14 protein-coding genes are annotated in these 13,859 nt (G+C 71.7%); 7 read left to right on the forward strand and 7 right to left on the reverse strand.

Annotation, left to right across the window (positions count from 1 at the left end; genetic code table 11):
• The 3 genes from CG723_RS24615 to CG723_RS24625 all read right to left on the reverse strand — a co-directional run bounded on the left by CG723_RS24615 (nucleotide 1) and on the right by CG723_RS24625 (nucleotide 2,574).
• Complete coding sequence (locus CG723_RS24615) at nucleotides 1–465, reverse strand: PPOX class F420-dependent oxidoreductase (RefSeq protein WP_100595639.1); 465 nt, start codon at nucleotides 463–465, stop codon at nucleotides 1–3.
• A 43-nt stretch (nucleotides 466–508) separates the two neighbouring features.
• Entirely contained in the window at nucleotides 509–1,954 is a 1,446-nt protein-coding gene (locus tag CG723_RS24620; RefSeq protein ID WP_100595640.1) for an MFS transporter, read from the reverse strand.
• Nucleotides 1,955–2,088: 134 nt separating this feature from the next.
• Nucleotides 2,089–2,574: a MarR family winged helix-turn-helix transcriptional regulator gene (locus CG723_RS24625; RefSeq protein WP_100595641.1), complete on the reverse strand. Its 486-nt coding sequence runs from the start codon at nucleotides 2,572–2,574 to the stop codon at nucleotides 2,089–2,091.
• Nucleotides 2,575–2,696: 122 nt separating this feature from the next.
• On the opposite strand from CG723_RS24625, the gene CG723_RS24630 reads away from it, so the two are divergent.
• The 4 genes from CG723_RS24630 (at nucleotide 2,697) to CG723_RS24645 (ending at nucleotide 4,800) form a co-directional block, all read left to right on the forward strand.
• Complete coding sequence (locus tag CG723_RS24630) at nucleotides 2,697–3,146, forward strand: helix-turn-helix transcriptional regulator (RefSeq protein WP_100595642.1); 450 nt, start codon at nucleotides 2,697–2,699, stop codon at nucleotides 3,144–3,146.
• 130 nt (nucleotides 3,147–3,276) lie between these two features.
• On the forward strand, nucleotides 3,277–3,705 hold the full coding sequence (locus CG723_RS24635) for a helix-turn-helix domain-containing protein (RefSeq protein WP_100595643.1): 429 nt from the start codon (nucleotides 3,277–3,279) through the stop codon (nucleotides 3,703–3,705).
• Between the two features lie 28 nt (nucleotides 3,706–3,733).
• Entirely contained in the window at nucleotides 3,734–4,330 is a 597-nt protein-coding gene (locus CG723_RS24640; RefSeq protein WP_100595781.1) for a hypothetical protein, read from the forward strand.
• Between the two features lie 128 nt (nucleotides 4,331–4,458).
• Nucleotides 4,459–4,800 carry a DUF2516 family protein gene (locus CG723_RS24645; protein WP_100595782.1) on the forward strand — a complete coding sequence of 114 codons (342 nt, stop codon included), beginning with the start codon at nucleotides 4,459–4,461 and terminating at the stop codon, nucleotides 4,798–4,800.
• Between the two features lie 43 nt (nucleotides 4,801–4,843).
• Here the strand turns inward: CG723_RS24645 and CG723_RS24650 are convergent, their stop codons facing one another.
• The 3 genes from CG723_RS24650 to CG723_RS24660 form a co-directional block, all read right to left on the reverse strand.
• Nucleotides 4,844–6,190, reverse strand: coding sequence for a PP2C family protein-serine/threonine phosphatase (locus CG723_RS24650; RefSeq protein WP_100595644.1), 1,347 nt, complete (start codon nucleotides 6,188–6,190; stop codon nucleotides 4,844–4,846).
• 274 nt (nucleotides 6,191–6,464) lie between these two features.
• Nucleotides 6,465–7,526, reverse strand: a complete 1,062-nt coding sequence (locus tag CG723_RS24655; protein WP_100595645.1) for a C40 family peptidase — start codon at nucleotides 7,524–7,526, stop codon at nucleotides 6,465–6,467.
• A gap of 222 nt (nucleotides 7,527–7,748) precedes the next feature.
• On the reverse strand, nucleotides 7,749–8,543 hold the full coding sequence (locus CG723_RS24660) for a class I SAM-dependent methyltransferase (protein ID WP_100595646.1): 795 nt from the start codon (nucleotides 8,541–8,543) through the stop codon (nucleotides 7,749–7,751).
• A gap of 185 nt (nucleotides 8,544–8,728) precedes the next feature.
• Between CG723_RS24660 and mshA the strand changes: the two genes are divergently transcribed.
• From mshA to CG723_RS24675, 3 genes are all read left to right on the forward strand, one after another.
• Nucleotides 8,729–10,078, forward strand: a complete 1,350-nt coding sequence (mshA, locus tag CG723_RS24665) for a D-inositol-3-phosphate glycosyltransferase (protein WP_199841882.1) — start codon at nucleotides 8,729–8,731, stop codon at nucleotides 10,076–10,078.
• A gap of 7 nt (nucleotides 10,079–10,085) precedes the next feature.
• Nucleotides 10,086–10,580: a YbjN domain-containing protein gene (locus tag CG723_RS24670; RefSeq protein ID WP_100595783.1), complete on the forward strand. Its 495-nt coding sequence runs from the start codon at nucleotides 10,086–10,088 to the stop codon at nucleotides 10,578–10,580.
• Between the two features lie 188 nt (nucleotides 10,581–10,768).
• Nucleotides 10,769–12,388 (forward strand): glycosyl hydrolase family 28-related protein, encoded by a 1,620-nt coding sequence (locus CG723_RS24675; protein WP_100595784.1) that lies wholly within the window; start codon nucleotides 10,769–10,771, stop codon nucleotides 12,386–12,388.
• Nucleotides 12,389–12,405: 17 nt separating this feature from the next.
• On the opposite strand, the gene CG723_RS24680 is transcribed toward CG723_RS24675, so the two are convergent.
• On the reverse strand, nucleotides 12,406–13,680 hold the full coding sequence (locus tag CG723_RS24680; protein ID WP_100595648.1) for an MDR family MFS transporter: 1,275 nt from the start codon (nucleotides 13,678–13,680) through the stop codon (nucleotides 12,406–12,408).
• Nucleotides 13,681–13,859: the final 179 nt, after the last annotated feature.

Below are 13,859 nucleotides of genomic sequence, written 5' to 3' on the forward strand. Positions count from 1 at the left end.
TCACTCCGGGATGTCGAGCGCCGTCCCGTAGAGGCGGCAGACGCGGAGCCTGATCACCACGCGGCGCTCCTCGACCAGCTGTGCAAGGAACTCCGTCTCCTGCTCCGGGTTGTCGAACCCCGGTGTCATGGCGAGTAGTTCGCGTCCGACGGCGTCGCCGGGCGAGGCTGTCACCTCCGACACCTCGGCCTCGCCCTCGGCGACCGCGAAGGACCACACGTCGGGGCCGCTGACGTGCAGCGCGGCGTGCGGGTCGCTCCGCAGCCGGCGGGCCTTGAGCCGGTCGGCCGTGGTGGAGACGCGCACGACGCGCTCCTCGGGGCTCCAGTGGTAGAGCACGGTGGACAGGTGCGGGTGCCCGGTGCGCCGGACACTCGCCAGCGTTCCGAACCGGCTGCGGGAGAGGAGCAGTTGGAGCTCTTCGTCGGTGAGGATCCGGGGTGCGGGGCCACTCTTCGCCGTCATGACGCCTCCGTCGGTGGGGGGGTGTGGTGGTGGGCGGGGCTGATCAGGTCGTCGTACGGGGCCTGCGCAGCACCATGTAAGCGATCAGGAACGCGGCGACGAGCAGACCCGTACCGACCGTGAAGGCCAGGTGGTAGCCGCTGGTGAGGGCCTCGGCGCGGGTGGCGCCGTGCGCGGTGAGCGAGCGGGTGCGGGACGCGGCGAGCGTGGAGAGCACGGCGACGCCGACGGCCATGCCGATCTGCTGGGTGGTGTTGAAGAGGCCGGAGGCGACCCCGGCGTCGGCCTCGCTCGCCCCGGACATGCCGAGCGAGGTCAGCGCGGGCAGGGCGAGGCCGAAACCCGCCGCGAGGAACATCACCGGGAGGATGTCGGTGGCGTAGTGCGCGTGCACGGGTACGCGGGCGAGGAGTCCGAGTACGCCGATGAGGAGCACGATCCCGGTGAGCAGCACGTTCCGTTCGCCGAAGCGGGCGCCGAGGCGGGCCGAGACGCCGAGGGAGACCGCGCCGATGACGGCAGCCGCGGGGAGCATGGCGAGGCCGGTCTCCGCGGCGCCGTAGCCGAGGACGTTCTGGAGGTAGAGGGCGACGAGGATCTGGAAGGAGAAGAGCGCGGCGACCATCAGCATCTGGACGAGGTTGGCCCCGGCGACGCTGCGCGAGCGCAGGATCCGCAGTGGCATGAGCGGCGTACGGGCCCTGGCCTGCCGGACGAAGAACCCGGCGAGCAGCAGTGCGGCGACGGCCCCGGTCCCGAGCGTGCGTGCCGAAGTCCAGCCGTACTCCTCGACCTTGACGACGGAGTAGATCCCGAGCATCAGGCCGCCGGTGACGAGCAGCGCGCCGGCCGTGTCGGCGCCGGCCCTGAGCCCGAGGCCGCGGTCGCGGGGCAGGGCGGGCACGGCGACCGCGAGGGCCGCGAGCCCGATGGGCAGGTTGATGAAGAAGATCCAGTGCCAGCTGAGCGCGTCGGTGAGTACGCCTCCCAGGACCTGCCCTATCGAGGCCCCGGCGGCGCCGGTGAAGCTGAACACGGCGATGGCCCTGGCTCGTTCGCGGGGTTCGGTGAACAGCGTGACGAGGATGCCGAGACTGACGGCGGACGCCAGGGCGCTGCCGACGCCCTGGAGGAACCTCGCGGCGATCAGGACCTCGGGGCTCGTGGCCACGCCGGCCAGGAGCGAGGCCGCGGTGAAGACCACCGTGCCCGCGAGGAAGAGCCGCTTGCGTCCGACGAGGTCGCCGAGCCGCCCGGCGAGCAGCAGCAGGCTGCCGAACGCGATCAGGTAGGCGTTGACGACCCAGCTGAGTCCGGCCGGGGTGAACCCGAGATCGTTCTGGATGGCCGGCATCGCCACGGTCACGATGCTGCCGTCGAGGACCGTCATCAGCATCCCCGTGGCCAGGACACCGAGGGCCGGCCACCGGGAGCGCTGGGGGGCGAGGAGCGCCGGAAGGGCGCGGAGTGGTGCGGAAACGGCAGCCATTTACGGTCATCTCCTGTCAAAGAGCCACAGCGGGAGCCGCTGCGGGCCAACAGGAATGACCGTAGCAGATAGTTTTGTTGCAGACTATCTTTTACGGGCGCATGTGGGGAGTGGGGCGGGGAGTGGGGTGGGGGCTAGTGCTGACGCGCCCTGCGGGGGGCCGGGTGCGGACCCTCGGACGGGGTGGCCAGGTGGCCGTCGACCAGGGCGTTCAGCGCCCGCAGCAGAACCTCGCGCTCCGTCTCGGGGAGCGAGCCGAGCGCCTCCTCGTGGACGTGGTCGACGATCGCCTGGCTCTCCACGGCGGCCTGCGCGCCCTTCTCCGTGACCGCGATGATCCTCGCCCGCCGGTCCCGCGCGGACGGGCGCCGCTCGGCGAGGCCCGCCTTCTCCAGGGCGTCGACCGTCACCACCATCGTGGTCTTGTCCATGTCACCGATCTCCGCGAGCTGCGCCTGCGTGCGCTCCTCCTCGAGGGCGTGCACCAGCACGCAGTGCATGCGGGCCGTGAGGCCGATCTCGGAGAGGGCCGCCGCCATCTGCGTACGCAGCACATGGCTGGTGCGGTCGAGCAGGAAGGAGAGGTCCGGTTCGGTGCGGGTGGGTGCCATGGAGGTCATGAGTGCCAGGGTAACGAATTGGATCCGTTGCGGATTATCTGTCGCGGTTGCGGAGTCGTGGCTTTGCGGGTGGTACGGCGAGTGGCCGTACGGGGACCCGGGCCCCGCCGTACGCTGGCAGCGTGACGCTCGATGACCTCGTACGGCTGCGCCGGGCCCGGGACATGATGGACCGGGACTACGCGCAGCCCCTCGACGTCCCGGCCCTGGCGCGCGCGGCGCACATGTCGCCCGGCCACTTCTCCCGCAGCTTCCGTGCCGCCTTCGGCGAAACCCCGTACAGCTATCTGATGACCCGCCGTGTCGAGCGGGCCAAGGCGCTGCTGCGGCGGGGCGATCTGAGCGTGACGGAGGTCTGCTTCGAGGTCGGCTGTACGTCGCTGGGGTCGTTCAGCTCACGCTTCACCGAGCTGGTCGGCGAGACCCCGAGCGCGTACCGGGCCCGCAGTCACGAGCCCGGCGCGGTCATACCCGCGTGCGTCGCCAAGATCCTCACCCGACCGGTCAGAAACGGACCCGTGGGCAGCGCTCAGGTCCTCGACGGAGAACCGGAAGCGGGCCCTCGCGCGTAGGGCCTTTCGTTCGGGTCGGGCTGGGCTCGCGCCTGGGTCGGGCTGGGTTCGCGCCGCCTTCCGGGTGGCGTGGCACACTATTGCAAGCAGCCGCTTGCAATAGTTAGCACCGGCGAGGCACTATCGGAGCATGGCATCGCTCAACGTCGGCAATCTCGGTGAGTACCTGCGCGAGCAGCGCCGCAGTGCGCAGCTCTCGCTCAGGCAGCTCGCCGATGCCGCCGGGGTGTCCAATCCGTATCTGAGCCAGATCGAGCGCGGCCTTCGCAAGCCGAGCGCGGAGGTTCTCCAGCAGGTAGCCAAGGCCCTGCGGATCTCCGCGGAGACGCTGTACGTGCGGGCCGGGATCCTCGATGCGGAGCGGGACCGGGAAGAGGTGGAGACGCGCGCCGTCATCCTCGCCGACTCCTCGCTCAACGAACGCCAGAAACAAGTGCTGTTGCAGATCTACGAGTCCTTCAGAAAAGAAAACGGGACCGAGGCACAGCACAGCAGTCAGGAACACCCCGCCGACGGCCCCCGCACGGCCGGGGACAGCGGTGCCGAACCCTCAAGCTGAAGCCGATGTGATCCGGGAGGACCACGCCATGGCCATCACCGACGACCTGCGCAAGACCCTCAGCAACCCGACCCCCCTCTACTTCGCCGCCGGTACGGCCGAGCTCGCCTACCAGCAGGCGAAGAAGGTGCCCGGCATCGTGGAGCAGCTGCGTGCCGAGGCCCCGGCCCGGTTCGAGGCCGTGCGCAACACCGACCCGAAGGACGTTCAGGAGAAGGCGGCCGGCCGCGCCAAGGAGGCCCAGGCGGTCATCCAGGCCAAGGTCAACGAGGTGCTCGGCACCCTCGACACCGACCTGAAGAAGATCGGCGAGACCGCTCAGGACCTCGCGCTGCGCGGTGTCGGCGTCGCCGCCGAGTACGCCGTCAAGGCCCGCGAGACGTACGAGAAGGTCGCCGAGCACGGCGAGGAGACCGTGCGGGCCTGGCGAGGTGAGGCGGCCGACGAGATCCTCGAGGTCGCTGAGGCCGTCGAGCCGGAAGCGGAGCCCGTCGCCGTGGCCGACGAGCGGGCCGCCGCGAAGCCCCAGCCGGCCGACGCGTCCGCCACGAAGCCGGCGGCGCCGAAGAAGGCCCCGGCCAAGAAGGCGACGACCGTGAAGAAGAGCACGCCCTCCGCGAAGTAGCGGCACGGCGGGGTAAGGAAAGCGGTACGGAGCGTACCGAGGGACGGGCCGGGCACTTACCGAGTGTCCGGCCCGTTCACCGGGTACGGTGACCGCGTAGGACTGATCTGACTCGGGTGGTGGGCGTTGTGCTGATGTCGGCTTTCGGCGGCTTGATGTGGCTGCTCTACACCGCCATGCTCGTGCTCGCGGTGGTTGCTCTGGTGATGGCTGCGTTCTCGCGCGAGGACGCGTTCCGCGCGGCGGACAAGCAGAACAAGATGTTCTGGCTGATCATCCTCGGTATCGCGGTCGCGGTGAATCTCCTGATCCCGATGCTGTTCCTCCAGCTCGCCGGGCTCGTCGCGACGATCGTCTTCTTCGTGGACGTGCGGCCCGCGCTCCAGCAGGTGTCGGGCGGCGGTCGGGGCCGCCGTGGCGGCGGCTCCAGCAGCGACGGTCCGTACGGGCCGTACAACGGCGGGCGCTGAGCCCTCCGGCTCCCGGGGCGCGGTCAGCGCCCCGGTTCAGGGGCTAGGGGCTTTCGTTCCCCCGGTCCAGGAGGACGACGGCCACGTCGTCCGTGAGGTCGCCGCCGTTGAGGTCGCGGGCCTCGTTCACCGTCGCGTCGATGAGTTCCTCGCCGCGCAGCCCCTCCGCCAGCCTGCGGCGCACCATGTCCACCATGCCGTCCTGGCCGAGGCGCTGCTTGCCGTCGCCGACCCGCCCCTCGATCAGGCCGTCCGTGTAGAGCATCAGGCTCCACGTCGGGCCGAGCTCCACCTGGCGGCGCGGCCAGCGGGCGCGCGGCAGTAGACCGAGCGCCGGGCCGTTGTCCTCGTACGGGAGCAGCTCGGCGGTCGGGGTCCCGGGGACGCGGGCGGAGCCGGGGACCCGGGAGTACGTCGGACGGGAGATCAGCGGCGACGGGTGCCCGGCCAGGCACAGGCCCGCGCGGCGGCCGTCGGGGGAGATGTCGACCGTGCACAGCGTCGCGAAGATCTCGTCGTCCGCCCGCTCGTGTTCGAGGACCTGCTGGAGCGTCGAGAGCAGTTCGTCGCCGCACAGGCCGGCGAACGTCAACGCCCGCCAGGCGATGCGCAGTTCGACGCCGAGCGCCGCCTCGTCGGGGCCGTGCCCGCAGACGTCGCCGATCATGGCGTGCACTGTGCCGTCGGGCGTACGGACGGCGTCGTAGAAGTCGCCGCCGAGCAGCGCGCGGGAGCGGCCGGGCCGGTAGCGGGCCGCGAAGCGCAGCGGGGAGCCGTCCAGGAGCGGCGTCGGGAGCAGGCCGCGCTCCAGGCGGGCGTTCTCCTGGGCGCGCAGCCGGGACTCGGCGAGCTTGCGCTGGGCGACGTCGGCGCGCCTGCGCTCGACGGCGTAGCGGACGGCGCGGCCGAGGAGGCGGCCGTCCAGCTCGTCGCGGAACAGATAGTCCTGGGCGCCGACGCGCACGGCCTCGGCGCCGCGCTCCGCGTCGCCGGACGCGGTGAGGGCGAGGACGGCGTGCCGCGGCGCGAGGCGCAGGACGTGCCGGAGTGTCTCCAGCTCGTCGGCGTCCGTGGCCGCGCCGGGCGCGGGCAGCGCGAGGTCGAGCAGGATGCAGTGGACGTCGTCGGTGAGGAGCCGCTCGGCCTCGGTGAGGTTGCGGGCGGTACGGACGCGGATCGGCTTGCCCGCCGAGTCGGTCAGTTCGGGCACGCCGAGGGAGGCGGTGGGGTCGTCCTCGATGACGAGGAGCGTCAGAGGGCCACCTCCGCCGCTCTGGGCGCCGGAGGTCGTGGACTGCCGGGGCAGCGTGACGGGCGGCGTCGGCACAGTCGGAGCCTGACCACCTTCCACGGCCGGGATCGCTCTCTGCCGCGGTACGGGTACGGGCATCGCTCGGTTCCTTCCCTCCCCCCGAGGGCGTGGTGGAGCGAAGGATCGTCGCACCACCGACGGTGGACCTTAGCGGTAGGCGGCCCGGCAACGGAATGGTGAGAGGCAAACCGCCACTGTCATATGCCGCATCAGCTAACGGAATTGGGCACGCCAAAGGGCCCTTCGGCCCTTTAGGGGATGACGAAGGTCACGTCGTTTCACTGCAACCGGAGGCCTCGGAGTGCGGTGGGTCACGTGGCCCAGCTCACGGCAGCCGGACCTGCGCGGACCTTTACGCGTCGGGGCGGACGACCCCGAGAATCGTCATCGAGCCCGCGCCCGCGACCGTGACGTTCCGCCCGGGCCGGGGGGCGTGCACGATCGCGCCGTCCCCTATGTACATCCCGACGTGGCTGGCGTCGTCGTGGTAAATGATCAGGTCGCCGGGGCGCATGTCCTTGATGTCGATGTGCTTGAGCTGCTTCCACTGCTCCTGCGAGGTCCGCGGGATCGGCCGCCCGGCCGCCGACCAGGCCTGCGAGGTCAGGCCCGAGCAGTCGTACGAGCCGGGCCCCTCGGCGCCCCACACGTACGGCTTGCCGAGCTGGCCGGTGGCGAACGCGACCGCCTTCTTGCCCCGCGCCGACGCGCTGCCCTTGATGTCCTTGAGGACCCCCGAGCTGAGCCAGGCCGTCTGCTGCTTGTACTCGGCCTGCTGCTCCAGCTCCTTCAGGCGCTCCCGCTCCTTCTTCTCGAGCTGTGACTCGAGCTTCTCGGCCTCCGCGATCCTGCTCTTGATCTTCTTCTGCGCCCGGGCCTTCTCCCTGCGGTTGGCCTCGAGCTTCTTCCAGTTCCGCGTGGCGTCCTGGGCGTACGTCTGCAGGTCCTCCTGCGTCCGGGTCAGCTCGCCCATGAGTCCCTTGGTGGCGTGCTGTCCCTGCCGCATCCGGTCCGCGCCGTCCAGGAACCGGGAGGGGTTGTCCGAGAGCATCAGCTGCGCCTCCGGCGGCATCCCGCCGTTGCGGTACTGCTGGCGGGCCGCGGCGCCCGCGCGGGACTTCAGACGGTCGAGCTTCTTCTGGCCGGCGACGATGTCCTTGGCCAGCTGGACGATCTGTCCCGACTGCTTCCGGGCCTTCTCCTCGGCCGCGTTGTACGCCTCCGTGGCGACGGCCGCGTCGTGGTAGAGCCCGTCGAGCTTGGCGCGGACCGCTTCGAGGTCCGGGCCTCTGCCTGCTGTTGACGGCGGCGCGGGCCGCGCGGGACTCGCGTACGCGGCGCCCGGCGCCGTCAGTACGGTCAGCGCGCTGACCAGTGCCACGGCCGCCATGACTGTCGTGGTCCGCTTGCTCATCGCGCTCCGCCCCCAAGCAGTGAAGACTCACCAGAACTGATTTACCGTCAGTAACTTACGGATGCCCTGGGGATGGTGCCATGGCGGCGCCGAATGTGACAGACCCGGGCAACAACTCCCCATCCGCTCCCGGCCCACCCCCTCAGCCCCGTACGCCCCTTCCCGCATCGTCTGACGTACCGCCCTGCGAGATCGTTCCCTCCGGCTCCGGGTGGTCCGTCGTCAGCCCCGTGGCGCCAACGCCCCCCAGGCGACCGTCACTTCCCCCTGCCGCCACCGCGCGGGCCGGTCGAGCACCGGCCAGTCCGCGCTCAGCGCCCGTGCCGTCCGGATCCAGCGCTGCCGCGCCCCGTACGAGGCGTAGGGGGCGGCCGCCGCCCAGGCGCGGTCGAAGTCGCGCAGGAACGCGTGGACCGGCTCGCCCGGCACATTGCGGTGGATCAGCGCCTTGGGGAGGCGCTCGGCGAGGTCGGAGGGGCGGTCGAGGGAGCCGAGGCGCGTCGCGAAGGTGACCGTGCGCGGGCCCTCCGGCCCGAGCGCCACCCACACGTGGCGGCGGCCGATCTCGTCGCAGGTCCCCTCGACCAGGAGCCCGCCGGGCGCGAGCCGCGCGGTCAGCCGCCGCCAGACCTCGGCGACCTGGTCCTCGTCGTACTGGCGCAGCACGTTCGCGGCCCTGATCAGGAGCGGGTCGTGGGGGAGGGGCACCTCGAAGCCGCCGTGCCGGAAGGTGAGGCCGTCCCGTTCGTAGGGGAGGGCGGCGGCGACCCGCGCGGGCTCGATCTCGATGCCCACCACGCGCGTGCGCGGCGCCACGGTGCGCAGCCGTTGGAGCAGTTCTACCGCGGTCCAGGGCGCGGCGCCGTAGCCGAGGTCGACGGCGACGGGGTGGTCGGCGCGGCGCAGGGCGGGGCCGTGCGTGGCCGCGATCCAGCGGTCCATGCGGCGCAGGCGATTGGGGTTGGTGGTCCCGCGTGTGACCGTTCCCACGGGGCGGGACGGGGGGCGCGGGCTCATGGCTACGAGGGTATGCGCCCGGGTCCGCGGTCCCAGGGTTGAGTCCCCGACGGTAATGATTCGGCAAAACGGAAATGGAGCGGAGAGCTCCGGTGTTGCAGCCGCTGAAGGAGGGTTCGTGCCCGGGCTCCGCGCCCGCGATCACGGGCCCCCGACGCCGTGCCCGCAGCAAGGAGGACCGCCACGTGAGCCAGTACGTGTCCAGGCTCCGCCGTTCCGGGGCCTCGTCCCAGCGGCTCAGGTTCCCCGGCGCGCACCGCAGACCGCGTCGGGTCGCCATGCTGAGCGTGCACACGTCACCGCTCCACCAGCCGGGCACCGGCGACGCGGGCGGCATGAACGTCTACATCGTCGAGCTCGCCAAGCGCCTCGCCGCGATCAACATCGAGGTCGAGATCTTCACGCGCGCCACGACCGGCGCGCTGCCCCCTGCGGTCGAGCTGTCGCCCGGTGTCCTGGTCCGGCACGTGGACGCGGGCCCGTACGAGGGCCTCGCCAAGGAGGAGCTGCCGGCCCAGCTGTGCGCCTTCACGCACGGCGTGATGCAGGCGTGGGCGGGCCACCGGCCGGGCTACTACGACCTCGTCCACTCGCACTACTGGCTCTCCGGTCACGTCGGCTGGCTGGCTGCCGAGCGCTGGGGCGTCCCCCTGGTGCACGCCATGCACACCATGGCCAAGGTCAAGAACGCCGCGCTCGCCGAGGGCGACACCCCCGAGCCCGCCGCGCGCGTCATCGGTGAGACCCAGGTCGTCCGCGCCGCCGACCGCCTCATCGCGAACACCGCGGAGGAGGCCGACGAGCTCGTACGCCACTACGAGGCCGACGCCGGCAAGGTCGCGGTCGTCCACCCCGGCGTGAACCTGGAGCGCTTCTGCCCCGCCGACGGCCGCGCCGCCGCCCGGCACCGCCTCGGCCTGCCCCAGGACGCCCTCATCCCGCTGTTCGCGGGCCGTATCCAGCCCCTGAAGGCGCCGGACATCCTGCTCAGGGCCGTCGCCGTCCTCCTCGACGAGCGGCCCGAGCTGCGCTCGCGGATCGTCGTGCCCGTCGTGGGCGGCCCCAGCGGCAGCGGTCTGGCCAAGCCGGAGGGGCTGCACAAGCTCGCCGCCAAGCTCGGCATCGCCGACGTCGTCCGCTTCCGCCCGCCGGTCGGGCAGGACCAGCTCGCGGACTGGTTCCGCGCGGCATCCGTCCTCGTCATGCCGTCGTACAACGAGTCCTTCGGGCTCGTCGCCATAGAGGCGCAGGCGGCCGGTACGCCGGTGATCGCGGCCGCGGTCGGCGGTCTGCCCGTCGCCGTGCGCGACGAGTCGACCGGCTTCCTGGTCCCGGGCCACGACCCGACGGTGTACGCGCGCAGGCTCGGCCAGTTCGCCGACCGTCCACAGCTTGTGGACAGCATGGGCGCCGCGGCGGCGGCGCACGCGCAGGGCTTCGGCTGGGACACGGCGGCCTCCGCGACGGCCGATGTGTACACGGCGGCCACCTACGAGCACCGACACCCCCGTCACGTACCCTCGCTGCATGGCTGACAGCACCATGGCCGGCGCGGCGGCGGTCATCGAGCAGGTCCTCACCGAGGCCGAGCTCGAGTGGGAGAGCCCCGAGCCCGGCTCGTCGTACGTCGTGAAGCTGCCCGGGACGCGCAAGCTGTCGACGACGCTCTCGCTGCTCGTCGGCAAGCACTCGCTCTCGCTGAACGCGTTCGTGATCCGGCACCCGGACGAGAACGAGCAGGGCGTCCACCGCTGGCTCCTGGAGCGCAACCTCCGTCTGTACGGCGTGAGTTACGCGGTCGACCAGCTCGGCGACGTCTACCTCACGGGCAAGCTGCCCCTCGCGGCCGTCACCCCGGACGAGGTCGACCGCCTCCTCGGCTCGGTCCTGGAGGCCGCGGACGGCGCGTTCAACACGCTCCTCGAGCTCGGTTTCGCCAGCGCGATCCGCCGCGAGTACGCCTGGCGGGTGTCGCGCGGGGAGTCCACGCGTAACCTCGACGCGTTCACGAATCTGACCCAGCGCCCCACCAAGTAGCCCTTCCCTCCCGCCCGTTCACTGCTGCACGCCCCCTTCCGTCGCGGGGGTCGCCGTGGCATGCTCGCGGCCGACGCAGACATGAACAACGTTCACATAGTTGAACGTGTGGAATCGTGTGGAGGGTGGCGGCGGTGGAGAACCTCAGCAGACGCGGGTTGTTGGGCAGCGCGATCGCGGTGGCGGCCATGACGGCGACGGGAACCGGCGCGCGGGCCGCCACGGCCCGGCCCGGTGAAGTGCCGCCCATCTGGCGCGAGTTCACCCGCACCCCCTATACGCACCCGCAGATCCCGTACGTCGGCCGGGCCGGATACCGCGTGGGCCGGCACGGCTTCGCCCGCCCCCGCGTCGTCGCCGACGTCGTACGCGACTACGGCGCCCGGCCCGACGGCTCGGCCGACGCCGCCCCCGCGATCAACCGTGCCCTCGCCGACGCCGGACGGGCCGGCGGGGGCACGGTCCACCTTCCCCCGGGCACGTACCGCATCGACGACCTCATCCGCATCGGCCACTGTGGCGTCGTCCTGCGCGGCGCGGGCAGCACCCGCACCAAGCTGTACGCGACCCGCAGCCTCACCGAACTCATCGGCGTCTACGGCTCCCGCTACGGCGGCGACAAGTCCAGCTGGTCCTGGGCGGGCGGCCTGGTCTGGCTCTGCCCCGAGGACCGCTTCCGCACCCTGACCGACGCGATCAGGGCGAAGGCCTGGCCCTTCGAGGGCTGGACGGGCAACAAGCGCGACGAGTGGGACACGCTGACGGCGGTCGAACCGGCCACCCGCGGCTCCTGGTCGGTGACGGTTGCCGACGCGACCCGCCTCTCGCGCGGCGACCTGGTCCTCCTGCGCCTCGTCGACGACCCCGGGCACACCCTCCTCGAACACATGGCGGGCGGCGGCCCCGGCCCCGAGGCGTACTTCTGGGACGACAAGACCAAGCTGACCTCGTACGTCCCCTACGAATGGCCCGTACGGATCGAATCCGTGCACGGCCGCCGCGTCACCTTCGAACGCCCGCTCCCCCTCGACGTACGCCCGGAGTGGGACCCGCGGCTGACCACGCACGCCGGCGCCCTGACCGGCTCGGGCGTCGAGGCGCTGACCCTCGAAGCGGTCGAGACCCCGCAGTCCCAGCACCTCCTCGACAAGGGCTACAACGGCGTCGCGTTCCAGTGCGCGTACGACTGCTGGGCCGACGACGTCACCGTCCGCCACGTCGACAACGGCTTCGGCCTGGTCGCCGCGTCCGCCTGCACTCTGCGCCGCACCCGCGTCGCGGGCCGCGGCTCGCACCACCCGTACTTCTGCCGCGAGGGCTCCCACGACAACCTCGTCGAGTCGTTCACGATCGAGCAGCGCACCGTCCCCGCCCCCGCCGGCACGCAGCTGCACGGCATCAACGTCGAGGGCCTGTCGTCGTACAACGTGTGGTCGCGCGGCGAGATGGAGATGGGCACGTTCGACTCGCACCGCGGCATGCCCTTCGCGAACGTACGCACCGACATCACGGTGAACAACGACGGCCGGCACGGCGGCGACGCGTCGGCGGGACCACTCTTCGGCGCGCGCTTCACGCACTGGAACATCCGCGTCACGAATCAGCGCGCCGGGCTGATGCGCATCGACGGACTCGCGCCGTACAGCGCGACCGTCGCCGTCAACACCGTCCGCGAGTTCGACCAGATCGATGTCCCGGACTTCACCGGCGACCTGCATGCGCGGCTCGAGCTGTACGGCGACGGGGTGTCGGACACGGTCCGGCCGCGGAACCTGTACGACGCGCAGCGGTCGTCGGTCGGGCGGTGAGCGTCGGGCGGTGAGTGTCAGGCGGTGAGCTCGGGCTCGGTCACGGTCTTCTCGGGGCTGGGGACGGGTGCGACGGGGTGTTCCTCCGTGGGCAGCCCCCGCATCAGGATCCAGTACCCGGCCGCCGCGACCGTCCCGATCGCCGCGCAGCCCGCCCACAGCCACTCCGCGCCGAACCGGTCGATCGTCACGCCCGACGCGAGCGGGGCGACCAGGGCCGCCACGGACCACGACATCGAGTACATGCCCTGGTAGCGGCCGCGCCCGTGGGTCGGGGCGAGCCGCGCCACCAGGCCGGACTGCGTGGGGGCGTTGACCATCTCGCCGAGGGTCCACACGACGACGATCAGGGCGTACGCGGCCATCGACCCGGCGAACGCGGTGAGCGCGAAGCCGTAGCCGATGAGGAGCGAGGAGACCGTCAGGAGCCGGCCCGCGTCGCGCTTCTCGATGAAGCGGGTGAGCGGGATCTGCAGCGCCACGATCACGATGCCGTTGACGGCGGCGACGAGCCCGACGTCCGAACTGCTCAGCCCTGCCTGCCCCATGACGATGGGCAGCCCGGACGAGGACTGCGTGAAGACGACGGAGATGAGGAACGAGAGGCCGACCATCAGCATGTACCGGCCGTCGCGCAGGACGGTCAGCATCGTCACGTCGGCGACGGGCGCCGCGTCGGGCTTCGGCTCGGCGCGCTCGGGCCGCGACTCGGGCACCTTCACGAACACCAGGACCGCGCAGGCCAGCGTCATCGCGGCCTCGAGGAGGAAGCCGGCGGTGTAGCTGGCGGCGACGAGGAAACCGGCGTAGACGGACGAGACGGCGAAGCCGAGGTTGATGGCCCAGTAGTTGAGGGAGAACGCCCGCACGCGGTCCTTCGGCGCGACGAGGTCGGCCATCATCGCCTGCACGGCGGGCCGCGACGCGTTCGAGGCGACGCCGAGCAGGAAGCCGGTCACCGCGATCCCGACGGGGTCGCGCACGAAGGCGAGGACGGCGACGGTCACGGCGGTCGCGAGCTGCGCCGCGAGGAGGGTGGGCCGCCTCCCGATCCGGTCCGCGAGCACCCCGCCGAGCACCGACGCGATCATTCCGCCGAGCCCGACGAGCGCGGCGACGAGACCCGCGAACGACGCGGAGAAGTGGCGCTCGGTGGTCAGGTACAGCGCCATGAATGTGAGGACGAAGCCGCCCAGGCGGTTGATCAGGGTGCTGGTCCACAGCCACCAGAACTGGCGCGGCAGACCGGACACACTCTCGTGTGCGGCCCGTCTGAGAGCGGTGACGGACATCGGGACGGTTCCCCCCTGGGAGTGCTGGTAAGCGGCGCAGCTGGTGTACGAAACTTACGGGGGAGGAGGCCGGGGGAGCCACTCAATTGACGGCGGCCGTCAATCGTCGGCGGGACCCGCTCCCGTACCGTCGGACCCGTACCGTCCGGCCCGTGGCCGGGCGCGCAGGGCGCCGGAGG

The organism is Streptomyces sp. CB01635 (assembly GCF_002803065.1).
Classification (GTDB): domain Bacteria; phylum Actinomycetota; class Actinomycetes; order Streptomycetales; family Streptomycetaceae; genus Streptomyces.

Bases quoted from the DNA above. Each gene is read 5' to 3' on its own strand.
- CG723_RS24615 (WP_100595639.1), bottom strand. From the start codon at position 465: ATGACGGCGAAGAGTGGCCCCGCACCCCGGATCCTCACCGACGAAGAG.
- CG723_RS24620 (WP_100595640.1), bottom strand. From the start codon at position 1,954: ATGGCTGCCGTTTCCGCACCACTCCGCGCCCTTCCGGCGCTCCTCGCC.
- CG723_RS24625 (WP_100595641.1), bottom strand. From the start codon at position 2,574: ATGACCTCCATGGCACCCACCCGCACCGAACCGGACCTCTCCTTCCTG.
- CG723_RS24635 (WP_100595643.1), top strand. From the start codon at position 3,277: ATGGCATCGCTCAACGTCGGCAATCTCGGTGAGTACCTGCGCGAGCAG.
- CG723_RS24640 (WP_100595781.1), top strand. From the start codon at position 3,734: ATGGCCATCACCGACGACCTGCGCAAGACCCTCAGCAACCCGACCCCC.
- CG723_RS24650 (WP_100595644.1), bottom strand. From the start codon at position 6,190: ATGCCCGTACCCGTACCGCGGCAGAGAGCGATCCCGGCCGTGGAAGGT.
- CG723_RS24655 (WP_100595645.1), bottom strand. From the start codon at position 7,526: ATGAGCAAGCGGACCACGACAGTCATGGCGGCCGTGGCACTGGTCAGC.
- CG723_RS24660 (WP_100595646.1), bottom strand. From the start codon at position 8,543: ATGAGCCCGCGCCCCCCGTCCCGCCCCGTGGGAACGGTCACACGCGGG.
- CG723_RS24670 (WP_100595783.1), top strand. From the start codon at position 10,086: ATGGCCGGCGCGGCGGCGGTCATCGAGCAGGTCCTCACCGAGGCCGAG.
- CG723_RS24675 (WP_100595784.1), top strand. From the start codon at position 10,769: ATGACGGCGACGGGAACCGGCGCGCGGGCCGCCACGGCCCGGCCCGGT.
- CG723_RS24680 (WP_100595648.1), bottom strand. From the start codon at position 13,680: ATGTCCGTCACCGCTCTCAGACGGGCCGCACACGAGAGTGTGTCCGGT.